7 protein-coding genes are annotated in these 18,264 nt (G+C 74.9%); 4 read left to right on the forward strand and 3 right to left on the reverse strand.

All coding sequences use genetic code 11. From position 1 onward, the window contains the following. Positions 1 to 12: 12 nt before the first annotated feature. From ACFPCV_RS30445 to ACFPCV_RS30460, 4 genes are read left to right on the forward strand one after another with little or no spacing between them, the layout of a single operon-like run. Positions 13 to 204, forward strand: coding sequence for an MbtH family protein (locus tag ACFPCV_RS30445; RefSeq protein WP_378059880.1), 192 nt, complete (start codon positions 13 to 15; stop codon positions 202 to 204). Between the two features lies 1 nt (position 205). Further along, positions 206 to 4,693, forward strand: coding sequence for an amino acid adenylation domain-containing protein (locus tag ACFPCV_RS30450; protein ID WP_378059882.1), 4,488 nt, complete (start codon positions 206 to 208; stop codon positions 4,691 to 4,693). After that, positions 4,693 to 6,006 carry an MFS transporter gene (locus ACFPCV_RS30455; protein ID WP_378059884.1) on the forward strand — a complete coding sequence of 438 codons (1,314 nt, stop codon included), beginning with the start codon at positions 4,693 to 4,695 and terminating at the stop codon, positions 6,004 to 6,006. Before ACFPCV_RS30450 ends, ACFPCV_RS30455 begins: the two co-directional genes overlap by 1 nt. Beyond that, positions 6,003 to 6,941 carry a TauD/TfdA family dioxygenase gene (locus tag ACFPCV_RS30460; RefSeq protein ID WP_378059886.1) on the forward strand — a complete coding sequence of 313 codons (939 nt, stop codon included), beginning with the start codon at positions 6,003 to 6,005 and terminating at the stop codon, positions 6,939 to 6,941. The genes ACFPCV_RS30455 and ACFPCV_RS30460 overlap by 4 nt, the downstream gene beginning before the upstream one ends. A 75-nt stretch (positions 6,942 to 7,016) precedes the next feature. Here the strand turns inward: ACFPCV_RS30460 and ACFPCV_RS30465 are convergent, their stop codons facing one another. Genes ACFPCV_RS30465 through ACFPCV_RS30475 form a run of 3 tightly spaced genes read right to left on the reverse strand, consistent with a single transcriptional unit; the run spans position 7,017 to position 18,206 of the window. Beyond that, a complete protein-coding gene (locus tag ACFPCV_RS30465; RefSeq protein ID WP_378059887.1) occupies positions 7,017 to 14,000 on the reverse strand; it encodes a non-ribosomal peptide synthetase in 6,984 nt (2,327 codons plus the stop codon). Continuing rightward, complete coding sequence (locus tag ACFPCV_RS30470) at positions 13,997 to 16,033, reverse strand: beta-ketoacyl synthase N-terminal-like domain-containing protein (protein ID WP_378059889.1); 2,037 nt, start codon at positions 16,031 to 16,033, stop codon at positions 13,997 to 13,999. The genes ACFPCV_RS30465 and ACFPCV_RS30470 overlap by 4 nt, the downstream gene beginning before the upstream one ends. Next, the gene (locus ACFPCV_RS30475; RefSeq protein WP_378059890.1) at positions 16,026 to 18,206 is read right to left on the reverse strand and encodes a non-ribosomal peptide synthetase; all 2,181 of its coding nucleotides are present in this window, start codon (positions 18,204 to 18,206) and stop codon (positions 16,026 to 16,028) included. The genes ACFPCV_RS30470 and ACFPCV_RS30475 overlap by 8 nt, the downstream gene beginning before the upstream one ends. Between the last annotated feature and the right edge of the window lie 58 nt (positions 18,207 to 18,264).

Here is an 18,264-nt window from a genome sequence, read left to right on the forward strand (position 1 = left end):
GGAGGGGAGACCATGCCGAACGAGTTCGCCGTCGTGATCAACGAGGAGGAGCAGTACTCCATCTGGCCGGGCGACCGGCCCTGCCCGGCCGGCTGGCGCGCCACCGGGTTCACCGGCACCCGCGAGGAGTGCGTGGCACACGTGGACGAGGTGTGGACCGACATGCGCCCGCGCAGCCTCCGCGGCGCGATGGCGGAGGAGTGAGGTGACCGCACAGCCGACCGCGTTGCCCGCCGGGCCATCGGCGCCGGAGGAGCTGCCGGCGTCCTTCGCCCAGGAACGTCTGTGGTTCGCCACCGAGCTGGTACCCGACGTCGCGGTGTACAACATCGCGTTCCCCGTCGCGATGCCGGGCGGCTTCGACCGGCACCGGCTCGACCGCGCACTGCGCTGGCTGGTCGACCGGCACGAGACGCTGCGCTCAACGCTCGCCGCGCGCGATGGCCGGGTGTGCCAGCTCGTGCACGAGCGGGTGCCGTTCGAGCTGACCGAAACCGACCTCACGGCCGTGCCGGACGACGAGATCGAGCCCGCGGTGGAGCGGCTGCTCGCCGACGACGGCGCGAAGACGTTCGACCTGGCGACGGCACCGCTGTGGCGGGCCAGGGTCATGCGGTGCGCGGGGGAGCGGTGGCTGCTCGGGTTCGTCGTGCACCACGCCATGTTCGACGCGCAGTCGGTGTGGAACCTGGTGGCCGAGCTGACCGAGCTGTACCGCGCCGACGCCGAGGACCGGCCCGCGCGGCTGCCGGAGCTCGACATCCAGTACGCCGACTTCGCCGCGTGGCAGCGCGGCCGCCTCGACAGCGACGAGCTGGCGGGCGACCTGGCGTACTGGCGCGACCGGCTGGCGGACCTGCCGCCGGAGATCGGGCTGCCCACCGACCGGCCGCGCCCGTCGCGCGCCAGCCACCGGGGCGCCGACGTGTGGTTCACGCTGCCCGCCGAGGACAACCGGGCGGTGACCCGGTTCGCGCGCTCGGCGGGCACGACCGACTACGCGGTGCTGCTCGCCGCGTTCGTCGCAGTGCTGCACCGGCTGTCCGGGCAGACCGACGTGGTGGTGGGCTGCCCGGTCGGCGGTCGCGAGCGGGAGGAGGTGGCGCCGCTGCTCGGCATGTTCGTCAACCAGCTCGTGCTGCGCACCGACTGCGCGGGCGAGCCGGCCTTCCGTGAGCTGGTGACCAGGACGACCGGCACCGTGCGGTCCGCGCTGCGGCACGCGGAGCTGCCGTTCGACCGGCTGGTGGACGTGCTCGCGCCGCAGCGGGACCCCGGCCGCGCCCCGCTGTACCAGGTGGTGCTGAACCTGATCCCGGCGCTCGGGGCCGCGCAGGTCGGCAACGGCACCGCGAAGGTCGACCTGATCATGGACCTGGCAGGGGGGCAGGACGGCGGACTGAACGGCAGGCTGGAGTACGCCACCGACCTGTTCGACGAGCCGACCGCCCGCGCGCTCACCGAACGGTTCACCGGCCTGCTGCGGGCCGCGCTCGCCGCGCCGGAAACCCCGCTGCACCGGCTGCCGCTGCTGCTGCCCGGCGAGGAAGAACAGCTGGTCGCCGCCGCCACCCCCGACCACGCCCGCGAACCGGTCGGCGACACCGTCCTCGACCGCATCGCCGGGGCAGGCACGCTGGTCGTCGCCGACTCGGCCGGGAACCGGCTCACCCACCGCGAGCTGCTCGGCCGGGCACACGCGCTCGCGCACCGGCTCGTCGCCGCGGGTGCCGGGCCGGAGCGGCCGGTGGCCGTGCTGGTGGACAACACCGTCGACCTCGCGGTGGCCGTGCTCGGCGTGCTCACCTCGGGCGCGCCCTACCTGCCGCTGGACCCAGAGCACCCGGTCGAGCGGATCCACGCGTTGCTCGCCGACGCCGGTGCGGTCGCCGTCGTCACGGCGGAGCCGTACGCGGACCGGGTCGCGGGGCCGGGGCTGCCGGTGCTGGTGCCGGACGGGTCCTGGGCCCTCAGCGGACCCGGTGTGCACGTGCGGCCCGACACGCTCGCCTACCTGGTCTACACCTCCGGCTCGACCGGCAGGCCCAAGGCCGTCGGCGTGACCCACCGGAACCTGACCGCCTACCTCGACGGGCTCGCCGACCTGCTCGGCCACCCGGAGCGTCCGGTGTGGACGTTGCAGCAGCCGCTCACCTACGACTTCGGGATCACCGCGTTCTTCTGCGCGCTCACCGCGGGCGGCACCCTGCACCTGGTCGCCCGCGAGCACGCCACCGACGCGGCCTGGCTCGCCGCCCACCTCGCCACGGACAAGATCGACTATCTCAAGATCACCCCGTCGCACCTGACCGCGCTGCTCGGCGCCACCACCGATCCGGCGGCACTGCTGCCCCGGCGGGCGCTGCTGCTCGGCGGCGAGGCGGCACCCGCCGACCTCGTGCGCGACCTGCGTGCGCGGGTCGCGGTGCTCAACCACTACGGGCCGACCGAGACCACCGTCGGTGTGCTCGCGCTGCCCGCCGACCGGGAGCCGCGTCAGCTCGGCCCGGTCACCTCGATCGGCTGGCCGCTGACCCACGCCCGCGCCCACGTGCTCGACGAGCACGGCCTGCCGGTGCCCGACGGGGTGACCGGCGAGCTGTGCGTCGGCGGCGACACGGTGGCCCGCGGCTACCTCGGCAGACCGGGGCTCACCGCCGACCGGTTCGTGCCCGACCCGTTCGCCGGGCGGCCCGGTGCGCGGCTGTACCGCACCGGCGACCGGGTGCGGCGGCTGGCGGACGGGTCGATCGAGTTCCTCGGGCGCCTCGACGACCAGGTGAAGATCCGTGGCTTCCGGGTGGAGCCCGGGGAGGTGCGGGCCGTGCTGGCCGCCCACCCCGACGTCGCCGACTGCGCCGTGCTGGCCGCCGACCGGGAAGGGGACACCGGGCTGACCGCCTACCTGGTGCCCGCGGCCGGTGCCGCGGCCGGGCTGACCGAACGGGTCCGCGAGCACGCGGCCGCCGTGCTGCCGGGCCACCTGCTGCCCGCCGACATGGTCGTGCTCGACGAGCTGCCGCTGACCCCACACGGCAAACTCGACCGCGCCCACCTGCCGGAACCCGCCCCCCGGAGCGCCGCGGACCAGGCTTCGGCCGACGCCCCCGTCGGCGAGCTGGAGGAGGTCATCGCCGGGCTGTTCCGCACGCTGCTGCGCCGCGACGAGGTGGGGCGCACCGACCACTTCATGGCCATCGGCGGGCACTCGCTGCTGGCGATCCAGCTGATGACCAGGATCCGCAGGACGTTCGGGGTGGCGCTGCCGCTGCCGGTGGTGTTCGAGGAGCCGACCGTCGCCGCGCTCGCCGCCGCCGTCGCGGGCAGGCTGCGGTCCGGCGAACTGCCGCCCATCGAGCCCGCTCCCGACCCGGCACCCGCCTCCTACGGCGAGCAGCGGCTGTGGTTCCTCGACCAGCTCAACCCCGGCGTGCCACTGCACAACGTGCAGTTCCTGCGGCGGCTGACCGGCCCGCTCGACCCGGCCGTGCTCGAACGGGCGCTGCACGCCGTGGTGCGCCGCCACGACGTGCTGCGCACCCGGTTCGTGGTCACCCCGGACGGCCTGTTCCGCGCGGTCGACGACGACCCGGACCTGCCGCTGGAGGTGGTCGACCTCAGCGGGCTCGGCGCGGCCGAGCGCGAGCGGGAGCGGGTGCGGCTGCTCGACGAGCGCAGCGCCCGGCCGTTCGCGCTGACCAGGGAGCTGCCGCTGCGGATGCTGCTGGTCCGGCTCGGCCCGGAGCTCCACCAGCTGCTGCTGACCGTCCACCACGCGGTGTTCGACGGCCCGTCGGTCGAGGTGCTGTCCGCTGAGCTGGCGCGGCTGTACCCGGCGCTGCGCGACGGGCGCGAGCCGCGGCTGCCCGAGCTGCCCGTCCGCTACGGCGACTTCGCGGCCTGGCAGCGGTCCGCGGTCACCGGCGGGCTCGCCGACACCCAGCTGGCGTACTGGCGCGAGCGGCTCGCCGGGCTGCCCGGCAGGCTGGAGCTGCCGACCGACCGGCCCCGCCCGGCCCGCCTCACCGCCGCGGGCGCTCACCTGCGCTTCGCCGTCCCACCCGAGGTCGCCGACGGGCTGCGGGCGCTGGGCGGCGGCGAGGGCGCGACCATGTTCATGGTGACCGTCGCCTGCTACGCCGAGCTGCTCCGCCGCCGCACCGGCCAGTCCGACCTCGCGGTCGCCGTGCCGATGATCACCCGCCCGCGCCCCGAGCTGGAACCGCTGGTCGGGTTCTTCGTGAACACCCTGGTGCTGCGGGTCGACACCGGCAGCGAACCGAGCGTCCGCGAGCTGGTGCGCCGGGTGCGGCAGCGCACGATCGAGGCGTACACCAACGCCGACGTGCCGTTCGAGGCACTGGTCGAGGAGCTCGGCGTGCCGCGCGACCCGAGCGTGACCCCGCTGGTGCAGACGATGTTCATGCTCGCCGACGACCGGCGCGCGCTGCCGGTCGACCTCGGCGGGGTGGCGATGGAGTTCGAACCGCTCGGGCAGCCCGCGGCCAAGTTCGACCTGATGCTGTACCTGTGGCGGCGCCCAGACGGGCTGACCGGCGTCGCCGAGTACCGGCCGGACCTGTTCGACGAGACGACGGTGCGGGACATGGTCGACGAGTACACCGCGCTGCTCGCCGCGGCGGTCGCCGAGCCGGACGTCCCGCCGGCCCGGTTCGGGAAGGAGATCGGCTGATGTCCACCGAGCCGGCCGAGGCCGGCACCACCGGACCCGCCAGGACGCTGTGGCGGCACGCGGACTTCGTGAAGCTGTGGGCGGGCCAGACACTCGCCATGTTCGGCGCGCAGATCACGCGGACCGTGCTGCCGCTGGTCGCGGTCATCCTGCTCGACGCGTCCGCCACCGACATGGGCATCCTGTCGTCGCTGTCGCAGCTGCCGTTCCTGCTGTTCCTGTTCGCCGGGGTGTGGGCGGACCGGGTGCGGCGGCGGCAGGCGATGGTCTGGACCGACCTCGGCCGGTTCGCGGTGCTCGGGCTGATCCCGGTGCTGTACCTGGCCGGGTGGCTGACCATCGAGGTGCTGTGGGTCGTCATCTTCGTGATCGGCGTGCTCGGCGTCATGTTCGAGACCGCCTACCACGCCTACCTGCCCGCGCTGGTCGGCCGCGAGTTCGTCGCCGAGGGCAACCAGAAGCTGGAGCTGAGCCGGTCGACCGCCCAGTTCGCCGGACCGGGCATCGCGGGACTCGCGGTCAACGCCGTCGCCTCGGCGATGGTGCTGGTGGCGAGCACGGTCACCTACGTCGCATCGGCCGTGCTGTTGCTGTTCATCCGCAAGCCGGACATCGCGCCGCCGAGCCCGCAGGAGCGGCCGAACGCGCTGAAGGCGATCGGCACGGGCCTGAGCTGGGTGCTGCGCCACCCGGTGCTGCGCACGATCACCGTGGCGACCGCGGTGTTCTGGTTCTTCTACAGCGCGCTGCAGGCGCTGTACGTGCTGTACCTGGTGCGTGAGCTCGACGTGCCCGCGGGCTGGGTCGCGGCGATCTTCGCCGCCGCCGGGCCGGGCGCGATGGTCGGCTCCTGGCTGTCGATCGCGGTGATGCGCAGGCTCGGGCTCGGCCGCACGGTGGTGTGGGGCGTCGGTGCCGCGACCGCGACGCTGCTGCTGGTGCCGCTGTCCGGGTTCGCGGGCAGCCTGTGGCTGGTGATCGTCCTGCTGGCCGCCTCGCAGTTCGGGTACGGGTTGTTCTCCCAGATCGGCACGGTGATCCAGACGACGCTGCGGCAGGTGCTGACCCCGGACGAGATGCAGGGCCGGGTGGTGGCGAGCCTGCGCGCGATGTCGCTGGCGATGGTGCCGGTCGGCGCGCTGCTCGGCGGCGTGCTGGCCGACGTGTTCGGGGTGGCGCCGGTGCTGTGGGCGGCGTCGATCGGCGCGCTGACGCCGGTGCTGGTGTACGCGACGTCGGTGATCCCGGGGATCCGGACGTTGCCGACCGAGGAGGAGGCGGCCGCGATGGCGCCGGAGGTGCGGAGCGCGTGAACGAGACGCTGATGGAGCGCGAGACCGAGGGCGGGACGACCCGGGTGGCGTTCGACGCGACCGGGCCGGTCGAGCAGTTGCGGGAGCGGGTGGCCGAGGTGCTCGCCGACACCGGGGTCGTTCTGCTGCGCGGCCTGGGCGTCGGGAGCCCGGAGCGGTTCCACGAGGTGGTGGCGCACTTCGGTGAGCCGCTGACCAGCTACCGGGGCGGCAACACGCCGCGCTCGAAGGTGGCGGACGGGATCTTCACCTCGACGGAGTACCCGCCGGAGTACGAGATCTCGCTGCACAACGAGCTGTCCTACGCGGGGGAGTGGCCGCGCAGGCTGTTCTTCTGCTGCCTGGTCGAGCCGGCCGGTGGTGGCGCGACACCGGTGTGCGACGGGCGGGCGCTGCTGGCCGCGCTCGACCCGGCGGTGCGGGAGCGGTTCACCGCCAGAGGGGTGACCTACCGCCAGCACCTGCACGGCGGCTTCGGGCTCGGCAAGTCGTGGCAGCAGACGTTCGAGACCGGCGACCGTGCCGAGGTGGAGCGGTTCCTCACCGACGCGGGCCTGAGGTTCTCGTGGACCGAGGACGGCGGGCTGCGCACCGCGGCGACCCGGCCTGCCGTGCGCATCGCCCCGGCCACGGGTGAGACGGTGTGGTTCAACCAGGCCGACCAGTGGCACCCGTCGAACCTGCCCCCGGCCGAACGCGAAGCCCTGCTGGAGTTGTACGACGACGAGGCCGACCTGCCCCACTCGGTGACCTACGGCGACGGCACCCCGATCCCGCCCGCCGACCTCGACGCGGTCCGCGCCGCGGCCAAGCAGCACGAACTGGCCCGCCCATGGCGCCGCGGCGACGTGATGATCGTGGAGAACATGCTCGCACTGCACGGCAGGCACAGCTTCACCGGTGACCGCAGGGTCCTGGTCGCCATGACGGTGTAGCGACCCCCGCAAACCCGTCCGGGCGGCGTCTTTCAGGACAACGACACGCTCGGAAAGACGCTGTCGAGTACCTGGTCAGCCGCCGGTCAGGTCGAGGGCCGGGTTGGTGGCGGGCGAGGCCTGGTTGAACCGCAGCTGGCTCTCCCTGGAGATCACCGGGACCTCCGGTGGCCGGTCCATCGCCGCGAGCACGTCGGTCACCTTTCCGTCCAGGGAGCGGGACATGGCGACCAGCGCCGCGGTCACCTTGCGCAGCACCAGGTCCATCCGGTCGTCGGAGAACGTGCCGGGGTTGTAGACCAGGCTCATCGAGATCTGCTCCGCGGGCCCGATCACCACGCGCAGCGGGTGCTCGGTGTTCGCCGCGCCGATGACCCGCCGCCAGGTGCCGGACGCGGGTGCGGCGCGCAGCGGGCCGTCCATGAAGAACAGGCACGACTCGTACAGCGTCCGGCCGTCGGGCACCTCGCCCGCCGCTGTGATCCGGCGCAGCGGGACCCACTGGTGCGCCCGGTCGTCGACCTGTTCGGCCTGCAGCCCCCGCAGCCACCGCAGCAGCGGCGCGTCGGGGGTGACGGCCACCCGTGCCGGCAGGTGCAGGTTGCAGTACCCGACGATCTGGTCGGCGCCGGGCAGCTCGTCGGGCCTGCCCGCGACCACGTTGCCGAACACGATGTCGGTCTCGCCGGTGGTGTCGTGCAGCAGCAGCGACCACGCGGCCTGGAACAGCGAGTACAGCGTGAGCTGGTGGCGTCGCGCGGTGATCCGCAGCGCGGCGCTCAGCTTGCGGGACAGCATGGTCGCCCGGCCGGTCCGCTGTGGCCGGGCAGGCGCGTCCGGTCGTGCGCCGAGGCCGGCGGCGAGCGGGGTGACCTCGGTGAACCCGGCGAGCCTGCGCCGCCAGTGGTCGAGGTCGGTGTCGATGTCACCGGCGAGGTCGCGCCGCTCGAACCATTCGACGTACCGCACGGGCTCGACCGGCGCGGGCAGCCGGTGTTCCCGGCCCTCGCGCAGCGCCCGGTACACCGTCTCCGCCTCGTGGAAAGCGCGGTAGAAGGAGATGCCGTCGAGCAGCAGGTAGTTGACGAACCACGTCCACCAGTAGGTGCTCGGCCCGACCCGGAACAGCGCGTGCCGGGACTGGCCGGGCTCGGTGAGGTCGAACCCTTCGGTGTAGAGCCGTTCCATGTGCTCGTACCAGCGGCGGCCCTGCTCGTCGGCGTCGAGGTGGCACCAGTCCTCGACCTGGAAACGCACCGGCACCTCCCGGCGCACGGCCAGCAGCGGGCGCGGCACGCCCTCGGTGACCAGCCCGGCCCGCAGCGCGGGCTGGCGGGCGGTGACGATCTCCCACGCGCGCTGCCACAGGTCCGGGTCGATGTCGTCGCCCGCCCAGGTGAGGTCGAACCCGTAGAGGCTGCGGTCGCCGAGGTCGCGGTAGCGGCGCAGCATCCAGTCCTGCTGCGGACCGACCGGGTACACGTCCGCGAGGTCGCGTCCGGTGCCGAACACCGCCCGCAGCGTCTGGCGGTCCAGCCCGGCCAGCGGGAAGTCCGACGGCGTGCAGGACCCGACGCCGGGACGGGCGGCGTGCTCGGCGAGCGCGGCGAGGCCCGCCAGGACGTGCTCGGCGACCTCGGCGGCGGCCGGGCCCGCGACGCGCACGGTGACACGGTCGCCGCCGGTGTCGGTGTCGTGGCTCAGCAGCACGTCCGCGCCGGTCGCGATCCGGTCGACCGCCACCGGCCCCGTCTCGCCGCGCAGCAGCGCCGCCGGGTCGGCGGCGTGCCAGGTCACCGCGTGCACCATGACCGCCGGACGTTCCGCGACCACGGCCGGGTGCGCCGCGCGCAGGTCCTCCTTGAGGTCGGACAGCTCGGCGTCCAGGTCCGCGTCGGTGGTGGCGGGCACGGTGTGCACCAGGTCGAACCGGCCGAGGCCGGGGGCCGAGCCTGCCCGGCGCCGGACCCACACCCCGTCGTCCCCGTGCGCACCGCGCCGGGCGCCGAGGACCGTGGCCGCGAGCAGCGCCTCGGCAGGCGACAGCCGGTAGGCCGCGGCGAGCGGGCCGGTGAGTGCGGCGACCTGTGCCGGTTCCGGCACCACCTCGACGACCGCTCCCGGCTCCGCGGTGAACGGTTCGACGGGCGTGGCGGCGGGCTGGGTGGCCGCCCACGCGGCGAACCCGGCCGGCCTGCCCGGCAGCCGGATGGCCGCGCCCGCGACGAGCTGCCGGTAGGCGAGGCTCAGCTCGTCGAGCAGCACGCCGACGCTGTGCTCGTCGAGCACCGCCCGGTGCACGGCGAGCACCAGCCGCGGTGCCGGCGAGTCCGCCCCGGTTCCGATGAGCGCCGCGGTGCCCGCCGCCGGGTCGAGCGCGGCGGCCTCGGTGCGCAGGGTGTCCTGGTCGGCCCCGGCGAGCCAGCGGACCGCGGGCTCGGTCTGCCGGGGCGACCAGCCGCCGTCGGGGTCCTGTCCGAGGCGCAGCACGTCGTGCCTGCGGGCGAGGAACGCGAACGCGGCGTCGAGCAGTTCCGCGTCGACCGGCCCGGCCACGGCGACGTCGACGGTGGTGACCGCGTCCGCGCCGGCGGCGGCCAGCAGCCGCTGCGCCGCGGTGGGCGCGACCACGGCAGGCGCGGTCTCCGCCGGGCGCGCGACCGTGGCGAGCTGCGCGATCGTCGGATGCTCGAACAGCTGCCGGGCGGACAGCACCAGCCCTTCCGCGCGGGCCCTGCCGACCACCTGCACGCTGCGCAGCGAGTCGCCGCCGAGGGCGAAGAAGTCGTCGGTGACGCCGACGCGGTCCAGCCCGAGGATCTCCGCCCAGATGCTCGCCAGGAGGCGCTCGGTCTCGTCGTGGGGCGCGACGAACGTCTCGTCGGCGGCGCGGGTGGCCGCCGATGGTGGCAGCCGGTCGCGGTCGACCTTCCCGCTGCGGTTGAGCGGCAGGCGGTCGAGCACCACGAACCGGGCGGGCACCATGTGCGCGGGCAGCCGTTCCGCCAGGTGCTCGCGCAGCGCGGGCACCACCCGGGCCTCCCAGCGGTCCCGCAGGCAGAAGTTCGCGAACCGGGTCCAGTCGACCCGCTCCGCCGGCGGCTCGACGGGTTCGGCGGGCAGCTCCCCGCCCTCGGTCACGACGGTCAGGTCGAAATGGCCGGGCTCGGTCGGCGACCACCTCGGCCACACCTGGTAGCCCACCGACTCGGCGGCCTCGGCGAGGTCCTCCGGGTCGATCGCGGCGTCGGCGGTGTCTGCGAGCACGGCGGCCAGCTCCCCGACGGTGCCCGGCGCCCCGGCGGTCCCGGCGCCGGACAGGATCGCCGCCGCGCGCAGCTCGTCGGCGACGCGTGCGTTCGGGATGCCGCGCACGGTGGCCGCGGCCGGGCGGCGCCGCGTGAGCCACCGCCGGAACCGCTCGGCGTTCGGCCCGGCCTCGGCCCACGCGACCGGCTCGGCGGGCTCGCCCCTCTCGTCCGGCGCGATCCGCAGCAGGACGTCGTAGCGGAACCGTTCCATCTCCGTGCCGTAGCGGCCGCGCTGGAGCAGCACGTCCACCCCCGCGACCGTCGGCAGCCGCGCGGGCAGGGCCAGGAACAGCGCTGGGTCGACCAGCAGCTCGTTCTCGTCACCGATCCGCTGCGCCACTCGCGTCCGCAGGTCGGTCACCGAGTCGGTGTCCGCCGCGCGGTAGCGCTGCACCGAGACGTGGAACGCCTCGACCAGCCCGAGGTGGCGCACGTCGCCGACGAACACGTGCCCGCCCGGCGCGACCAGGCCGACGATGCCGTCGAGCACCCGCAGCAGGTAGTCGACCGACGGGAAGTACTGCGCGACCGAGTCGAGCAGCACCACGTCGAACCGCTCGCCGGCCAGCTCGCCGAGCGCGTCGGCGGACAGCCTGCGCAGGTCCACCCGGTCGGGTCCGAGTCCGGCGACCTCGGCCCGCTTGCGCGCGGCGGCCAGGGCCGCGCCGGAGAAGTCGGTGCCGACGTAGCGTTCGCACTCGCCTGCCAGCCGTTCGAGGAACAGCCCGGTGCCGCAGCCGACGTCGAGCACGCGGCGCGGCCGCAGCCGCCGGACCCTGGCCACCGCGTCGTCGAGCCAGGCGGTCATCGCCTCCCGGTCGATGGGCTGACCGGTGTAGCTGGAGTTCCACCCGGCGAACGGGTCGGACTCGCCACCGAAGGCGAGGTCGAACACCTCGTTCCAGCTCGCGACGGCGTCGTCGCTCGACCGGTCCACCAGGTCGTCGAGCGCCTCGCTGCCCGCGCGGGGCGCGAGGTAGCCGACGAGGTCCTGCTGGCCGTGCTGGTCGGTGCGCGGGACGACCACCGCCTCGCCCACCATCGGGTGCTCCAGCAGCACCGACTCGATCTCGCCCGGCTCGATGCGGTACCCGCGGATCTTCACCTGCCGGTCGACCCGGCCGAGGTACTCCAGCCCGCCGTCGGGCAGCCACTTCACCAGGTCGCCGCTGCGGTACATCCGCGCGCCCGGCCGCCCGCCGAAGGGCTCCGGCAGGAACCGGTCCGCGGTCAGCCCCGGCCGGTTCAGGTAGCCGCGGGCCAGTCCGGGGCCCGCGACGAACAGCTCGCCGGGGATGCCGACCGGCACCGGCCGCAGGTGCTGGTCGAGCACGTACAGGTACAGGTCGCCCAGCGCGCGGCCGACCGGCGACGACGCGCCCGCCGTCAGGTCGGCGGTGGTCAGCAGCTTGTACGTGGTGTGCACGGTGGTCTCGGTGATGCCGTACATGTTGACCATCGCGGGCACCGCGTCGCCGTGCTCGGCGAACCAGTCCTCGAACTCCCTGACGTGCAGGGCGTCGCCGCCGAACACGACCGTCCGCATCGCCAGGTCGCGGAAGGACCGCCCGGACGCGGCCATCGCCGCCCGCAGCGCCCGGAACGCCGGCGGGGTCTGGGTGAGCACGGTGACCTGTTCGGCCCGCAGCAGGTCGTGCAGCGCCTCGTGGTCGCGGACGGTCTCGGCTGGGACGACGGCGACCCGGCCGCCCTTGCTGAACGCGCCCCACATCTCCCACACCGACAGGTCGAACGCGTGCGAGTGCACCAGCGCCCACACGTCGGCCGGTCCGAAGTCGAAGTCGGCGTCCGCCGCGCTGATCAGCCGGACCACCTGGCGGTGGGCGATCATCACGCCCTTCGGCCGGCCGGTGGAGCCGGAGGTGTAGATGACGTAGGCCAGGTTGTCCGGGGTGGCGGCGACGGGCGGGTCCCCGGCGTCGCCGGGGGCGCCCGGCGCCACGCAGCCGTCCAGTTCGACGACCTGCCCCGCGAAGCCGGCGAACCGGTCGGCGAGTGCCCGTTCGGTGAGCAGCAGCCGCGCGCCGGTGTCGCCGAGCACGTACCGCAGCCGCTCGTCCGGGTTGGCCGGGTCGAGCGGCACGTAGGCACCGCCCGCCTTCAGCACCGCCAGCGTCGCGGCGAGCATCTCGAGGTCGCGGCCCGCGCAGATGGCCACCAGCACGTCCGGGCCCACCCCACTGGCGCGCAGCCGGTGTGCCATGCGGTTGGCCGCCCGGTTCAGCTCGGCGTAGGTGACCTGCCGGTCGCCCCTGGTCGCGGCGACCGCGTCCGGGGTGCGCGCCGCCTGGTTCGCGAAGACCTCCGCCAGCGTCTCCGACACCACCGGCTCCGTGCCCGGCGCGCCGAACTCGTCGACCACCAGCGCGTACTCGGCGTCGGGCAGCAGCCGCAGCCGCGACACCGGGGTGTCCGGGTGCTCGGTGAGATCGCGCAGCAGCGTCTCGTACCGGGCCGCGATGCGGGCGACGGTGTCCGCGTCGAACAGGTCGGCCTTGTAGGTGAACCGGGCCAGCGCCGGACCGTCCGGCGTGGTGGGCGGCCGGACCTCCAGCCACAGGTCGACGAACGCGGCGTCGAGGTCCATGGGGAAGTGCTCGATCGCGAGTCCCGCCGCGGTGTCCCCACCGGCGGCACCGCCGCGAGCCTGGGTGTTCTGCAGCGTCAGCATGACCTGGACCAGCGGGTTGTGGCTCATCACCCGCTCGGGCCGCAGCTCCTCGACGAGCTTTTCGAACGGCAGGTCGGCGTGGCCGAACGCGCCGAGCGCGGTCGCCCTGGTGCGGGCGAGCAGCTCCGCACCGGTCGGGTCGCCGTCGAGACCCACCCGCATCGGCAGGGTGGTGGTGAACATGCCGATGAGGCGCTCGTGCTCCTGGCGGGTGCGGCCCGCCGTCGGGCAGCCGATCACCAGGTCGGTCGCCCCGGTCAGCCGGTGCAGCAGTGCCGCGAGCGCCGCGTGCAGCACCATGTACGGGGTCGCGCGGTGCGGCCTGCCCGCCGCGGTGATCGCCCGCCACAGCTCGGCGGGCAGGGTGAGCTGGTGGGTGGCGCCGTCGAAGGTCTGCACGGTCGGCCGGGGCCGGTCGGTCGGCAGGTTCAGCAGGGCGGGCGCCCCGGCGAGGTGCTCGCGCCACCAGTCCAGCGTCACGGCCAGCTCGCCGCCGTCGAGCTGCTCGTGCTGCCAGCGGGCCACGTCCCGGTACTGCGCGGGCAGCGGCGCGAGCGGGTCCGGCTGCCCGGTGGCGCGGGCGGTGTACAAGGCGGCCAGCTCGCCGAAGAACAGGCCGGTCGACCACCCGTCGACGAGGATGTGGTGCACGACGACGCTCAGCACGTGCTCGTCGGGCCCGAGCCGGTAGAGCCGCATCCGCAGCGGCGGCGCGGAGCGCAGGTCGAACGGGGTGGCGATGTCCGCGCCGATCCGGCCGCGGACCTCGTCCTCGTTCCCGCACTCGGTGACCGGGAGGTCGACGTGACCGGCGGGCTCGATCACGCCGAACGGGTCGCCGTCCGTTGCGGGGAAGCGGGTGCGCAGCGTCTCGTGCCGCTCGACGATCCGGTCGAGGCCCCAGCGCAGCGCGTCGGGGTCGAGCGGGCCGCGCAACCGCACCGCCCAGCTGACGGCGTAGGCGGTGTTGCCCGGCAGCAGCTGGTCGAGGAACCACAGGCGCTGCTGGGGGAACGACAGCGGTGCAGTGGTCTGGCGGGTCGGCGGGTCGATCACTGCGGATCCTCCAACAGCTCGGCGATCACGGCCGCGAACTCGGTGGGGGTCGCGGCCGCGAACAGGTCCTCCGGCGGCGGCGACACACCGAAGGACTCCTCAAGGCGGGCAAGCAGGCCGACGGCGATCAGGGAGTCGCCGCCCAGCTCGAAGAAGTCGTCGTCCGGTGCCACCTCGGGCACCAGCAGCACCTCGGCGAACAGCAGCGCGATCGTCTCGGCGATCTCGTCGCGGGTCCATCCCGTCTCGGCGGCAGCCGCCGGTGCGGGCGCCGGAACCGGTTCTGGTGTGCCGGGCTCGCGCAGCCCGGCGACGAAGCGCTGCCGCTGGAACGGGTAGGTCGGCAGCGCCACCCTGCGCCGCCCGGCCGCCTCCGGTCGCAGCGGCTGCCCGGTGAGCCACCGGCGGCCCAGCTCGGCGAGTCCCGCCTGCCCGGCCACCGGCTCGCCGGAGGTGCCGTGCACCGGTCCGGTGCCGGTGACCAGCCGGGCGGGTTCGTCGCCACGCAGGACCCGGACCGCGTCGGCGTGGTCGGTGACCACCGCGAACCGGCGGTACGGGAACGCCACCCGCCCGACCCGCAGCGTGTGGGCGACGTCGTCGAGGGACACCTCCGGGTGGGCCGCGAGGTGACGGGCCAGGTCGGCGGTGGCGGCCTCCAGCGCGGCAGGCGTCCGCGCGGACAGCACCAGCAGCCGCTGCCCGGCAGGCGGCGCGCCCTGCGGACGTGCGGGCGGCTCCTCCACGACCAGGTGCGCGTTGGTGGCGCCGATGCCGAACGAGCTGATCCCGGCGAGCCGGGCGGGCCCGCGCCGCTCCCACGGCGTCGGCTCCGCGGGCAGGACGAACGGTGTGGCGGCGAGGTCGATCGCCGGGTTGGGCTCGGACACGTTGATCGCCGGGGGCAGCACCCCGTGCCGCAGCGCCAGGATGACCTTGAGCAGCCCGGCGATCCCGGCGGCGGCGTCGGTGTGCCCGATGTTGGGCTTCACCGTGCCGAGCACCGTCCGCCCGCGCGGCACGTCGCCGAACGCCCTGGTCAGCGCGGTGACCTCGATCGGGTCGCCGACCGGCGTGCCGGTGCCGTGGGACTCGACGTAGCCGATGTCGGCCGGGTCGACGTCGGCGGCGGCGAGCGCGGCGCGGATCACCGCGGTCTGCCCCGCGACCCCGGGCGCGCCGTAGCCGACCCGGTCGCGGCCGTCGTTGTTCACCGCGGACCCGCGGATCACCGCGTGCACGTGGTCGCCGTCGGCCACCGCGTCGGTGTACCGCTTCAGCACCACCACGCCCGCGCCGTCGCCGAACACGGTGCCGTTGGCCTTCGCGTCGAACGCCCGGCACACCCCGTCCGAGGACAGCACGCTGCCTGCCCTGGCGAGCCCGCCGAGCGCGGGCATCCGCACCGACACCGCGCCCGCGAGCGCCATGTCGCAGTCGCCGAACAGCAGCGCCTGGGTCGCCTGGTGCACCGCGACCAGCGCGGTCGAGCACGTCGACAGCACGGTCATGCTGGGGCCGGTGAGGCCCAGCTTGTGCGACACCCGCAGGCACAGGTGGTCGGCACCGGTGACCATCGCCATCCGCACGTCGTCGAGCCCGGGGAACCGGTCGGCGTCCCGCCCCACCAGCGACCAGTACCGCGACGGCGAGCAGCCCGCGTACACCCCGACGACCGCGCCGGTTTCCGACGGCGGGTAGCCCGCGTCCTCCAGCGCCTGCCAGCAGGTCTCCAGGAACACCCGGTGCTGCGGGTCGGTGAGGGTGGCGTCCACCGGCGCGTAGCCGAAGAAGTCGGCGTCGAACCACTCCGGCCGGTCCAGCCGCCCGTACCGGCGCACATAGGCGGGGTCGGCCATCCTGGCCGGGTCCTCGCCCGCCGCGAGCAACTCGGTGCGGTCAAGTTTGCGCACCGCGCAGTCGCCCGCGACCAGCAGCCGCCAGTAGGCGTCCAGGTCGGGTGCGCCCGCGAACCGGCCCGCCATGCCCACCACGGCGATGTGCGTGTCGCGGTCGGTCTCCCCGTCAGTCACGTGTGCGGCTCCCGTCGACGCGCTCCCTGCGCAGCCGGGCGAGCCGCGCCCGGTCGCGCCCGGCCGGTGCCCGTGCGGGTTCTGGCGCCGGGTCCGGGGTGTCGCCGAGGTGCCGGGCGAACGCGGCGATCGTCGGGTGCTCGTAGAGCTCCTGCAGCGACACCTCGCGGGAGGTGACCGACACCAGGTGCCCGTAGACCTGGATCAGCGCGGTCGAGTTGCCGCCGATGTCGAAGAAGGTGTCGTGGATGCCGACCTGCTCGGTGCCGAGCACGGTCCGCCAGATCTCGGCGAGCCTGCGCTCCAGCTCGGTGCGCGGCGGCTCGTACCCGGCCGAGCTCGCCCGTTCGCCGGGCGCGGGCAGTGCCCGCCGGTCGAGCTTGCCGGTCGGGGTCAGCGGCATGGTGTCCAGCACGACCAGCTCGGCGGGCACCATGTACCTCGGCAACCGCTGCGCCAGGTGCTCGCGCAGCGCCGCGGTGTCGACCCCGGCCGCGCCGGTCACGTAGCCGACGATCCGCCCGTCCACCTGCGCGGCGGCCGCCTGGGTCACCGCGGGATGCGCGACGAGTGCCGTCTCGATCTCGCCGAGCTCGACCCGCACGCCGCCGCTGCTCTGCACCTGGTGGTCGGTGCGGCCGACGTACTCGAGCGTCCCGTCTGCGCGCCAGCGGGCGCGGTCGCCGGTGCGGTAGACCCGCTCGCCCGGCCGCCACGGGTGCGGCACGAACCGGTCGGCGGTCAGGCCCGGTCCGCCGAGGTAGCCGCGCGCGACACCGACCCCGCCGACGTGCACCTCGCCGAGCACACCGGCAGGCACCGGGGCGCCCGCCGCGTCCAGCACGAGCACGTCGGAGCGGTCGATGGGCGAGCCGATCGACGGCGGGCCGTCGCCGCCCGGTTCGACCACCGTGCTCGTGCTCCACACCCCGACCTCGGTCAGGCCGTACAGGTTGACCAGCGTGAACGGCAGCCCGGGAGGCGGGTGGCGGTGCAGCGTCGCGCCGCCGGTGTGCACCAGCCGCAGCGCGGTGTCCACCGGCCAGGTCATGCCGGTCACGCTCTCGCCGACCGGGGTCGGCAGGAACGTGACGGTGACCCGCTGCGCCACCAGCCAGGCACGCAGGTCGGTGGGGGAGGTGAGCAGCTCGGCGGCCGGGGCGTGCACGCTGGCGCCCGCGGTGAGCGCGCTGAACGTGTCGAGCACGCTGACGTCGAACCCGGGGGAGGCGGTCATCCCGGCCCGGTCCCCGGCGGTGAGCGCGAGTGCCCGCCGTGCCCAGGCGACGGTGCTGGTCAGCGCGCGGTGGGGCAGTGCGACACCTTTGGGTTCGCCGGTGGACCCGGACGTGAACGTGACGTAGGCGAGCTGGTCGGGGTGCACCGGCGGGTCGTCGGCCTCGGGCCCGTCGCCGAGCGCGGCCCAGTCCACGACCACCGGGGTGACGTGGGCGGGGAGCCGGTCGAGCTGTTCCGCGCCGGTGACGACCAGCCGCGCGCCGGCCCGGTCCAGCATCCGGCCGAGCCGGGCGGCCGGGTTGACCGGGTCGAGCGGCACGATCGCGGCCCCGGCCCGCAGGATCGCGAGCTGCGCGAGCACCAGCTCGGTGCCGCGGGTGAGCACGACGGCCACCAGGTCGCCCGGCCGCACGCCCTCGGCCCGCAGCCGGTGGGCGAACCGGCCCGCCGCGCGGTGCAGCTCGGCGTAGGTGAGCCCGCGGGCGGCGTCGGCGGCGGCGAGCCGGTCCGGGCCGGCCGCGGCCCGCTCGGCGACCAGCCGGTGGACCGGCACGAACGGCGCGGTGCGCACGGATCCGGGGTCACCGCCGGTGCTCCATGCGGTCACCGCCGCCCGCTCGTCACCGGTCAGCAGCGGCAGCGCGGCGACCGGGGTGTCCGGCGCGGCCAGCGCGGCGTCGAGCAGCAGCCGGTGCCGGTCGGCGAGGTCCGGGGGCAGCGGCTCGGTGTAGGTCCCGTCCGTGTGCTCGGCAGTGTGCTCGGGCTCGGTGCTCTCCGCCACCCCGGTGCGCAGGGCGGCGAACGTCGTCGCCTCGTCCAGTGCGACCCGGACGACCCGGTCCCCGACGCCGACGGTGAGCAGGTCCTTGCCGGTCAGCCGGTGCAGCAACGCGATGTAGGCGGCGAGCCGTACCTGGTCCGGTAAGCCGTGCACCCCAGTCCTTCCACCCAGCGGCTCCCTGTCCGGAGCCGGTCGTCCGCGCACTCTAACC

Origin of the sequence: Actinophytocola glycyrrhizae (assembly GCF_042653545.1) — a bacterium.
GTDB classification, from domain to species: Bacteria; Actinomycetota; Actinomycetes; order Mycobacteriales; family Pseudonocardiaceae; genus Actinophytocola; species Actinophytocola glycyrrhizae.